Source organism: Pseudoroseomonas cervicalis ATCC 49957, assembly GCF_000164635.1.
Taxonomy (GTDB): Bacteria; Pseudomonadota; Alphaproteobacteria; order Acetobacterales; family Acetobacteraceae; genus Pseudoroseomonas; species Pseudoroseomonas cervicalis.
The window spans coordinates 1-1757 of record NZ_GG770938.1 but is presented as its reverse complement, the minus strand read 5'-3'; the positions used below and the strand labels follow the sequence as shown (position 1 = coordinate 1757).

Sequence of the window (1757 nt, the reverse complement as noted above, 5' to 3'; positions counted from 1 at the left end):
CCGCAGGCGCAGCCCGTCCCGCCCGAGGCCGATGCCCGCAAGCCGGGCGGCCGCGGCGCCGAGCGCCCGCGCACCCGGGGCCTGTATGAATGCACCTCCGAGATGCCGGAGCGCCTGCCGGTCAGCCGCGACGAGGCCCAGGTGCTGCCGCCGATCGTCCCCGACCGGCCGCTCTGCGTGCAGCTCTGGCGCGGCCAGTCGGCCTATTTCCGCGTCGCCGGCGAGGCGGGCAACAGCTACACCGTAATCACCCGCAACCTCGACCGCGGCACCGACACGGTGCTGGCGGCGCTCGACGCCGATGGCGAGGTGCTGGTCGAGGATGATGATGGCGGCGGGTCCGACCTGTCCTCCCGCCTGGAGATCGCGCCGGACCAGCGCGTGGCGCTGCTGCGGGCCAGCACGCTGGGCAACACCGGCGGCAATTTCGAGCTGCTGCTGACCAAGACCGACGCGCCGCCGGCCGCCGATTTCGCGACCACCCGGCAGGCGGCGCTGGAGCGCCCGCCGCTGGAGCCCGGCATGTCGCGCAGCATCCGGCTGCGCCGCAACCAGCAGGCCTTCTTCGCCCTGCCGGCCGACCGCGCCGGGCTGGTCGCCGTCACCCGCAACCTGCGCAACAACACCGACACCATCCTCGCCCTGCTGGACGAGAATGGCGCCGTCATCGCCGAGAACGATGATGTCGGCAACAGCCTCGCCTCCGAGCTGCCGCTCTATGACGCGCCGGAGGGGCGGCTGGTGCTGCGCGCCAGCACCTATGAGCGCGGGCCGGGGCATTTCGACCTGCTGCTGATCCGCGAGGCGCCGCGCCCGCCGGCCGCCTTCCCCACCAACCTGCACACCGCCCGCACGCGCGAGCCGCTGCAGCCGGGCCGCCAGACGCTGTCGCTGGATGCGCGCCAGGCGGCCTATTTCGCCCTGCCGCCGGATGCCCGCTACACGATCGAGACGCGCAACCTGCAGGGCGACACCGACACGGTGCTGGCGCTGCTCGACGCCAATGGCCGCGTGCTGGTGCAGGATGACGATGGCGGCCAGGGCCTGGCCTCGCGCATCAGCACCAGCCGCGCCCGGCAGCGCGCCGCCTTCGTGCGGGTGACGCTGATCAACCCCGGCGGCGGCCGCTTCGAGCTGGTGGTGCAGGGCAGCGGCGGCGGCGCCGGGCGCCCCGGCCAGGGTCATGCCCCGGCTGGCGGCAGCGCGGCCGCCGACACCAGTGAGCCGGCGCGCGACACCGAGACCGCCGCGCGCCGCCCGACGCTGGTGCTGGGTGAGGCGGTGACGGTGCAGGTGGAGCCGCGCGACGCGGTCTACTTCGCCCTGCCGCATGACGGCCGCCCGCTGCTCGCGCTGACCTACAATCTCGGCGAGGATGGCGACAGCGTGCTGGAGTGGGTCGACGGGGTGGGCAATGTGCTGGGCCAGAACGACGATGCCGAGGGGCTGGCCTCGCGCCTGGCCATCGCGCCCACGCCGCGCCCCTCCTTCCTGCGGCTGACCCAGATCGGCCGCGCCGGGCCGATCAGCCTGGTGCTGGTGCGCCCCTCCGCCGAGGATCCGGGGCCGGGCGGCGACAGCGACAAGAACTGAACCCGCCCCCGCCCGGCCGCGTGCCGGGCGGGGCGAACCCGCGGCGCCCCGGGCGGTTGGCTTTCCTGGCCGCTTGCAGGGAAATGCCGATGTCCTCCTCACGCTCCACGACCGGCCTGCCGCGCCGCCTGCTCGGCGGCCGGCTGGCCTCGGGCCTGGCCGCC

The 1757-nt window shown here is 75.0% G+C and carries 1 protein-coding gene; it reads left to right on the top strand.

Features of this window, described 5'->3' with window-relative positions:
• A partial coding sequence (locus HMPREF0731_RS20540) for a hypothetical protein (protein WP_007006151.1) occupies window positions 1-1593 on the top strand: 1593 nt, incomplete at its 5' end.
• Window positions 1594-1757 lie beyond the last annotated feature (164 nt).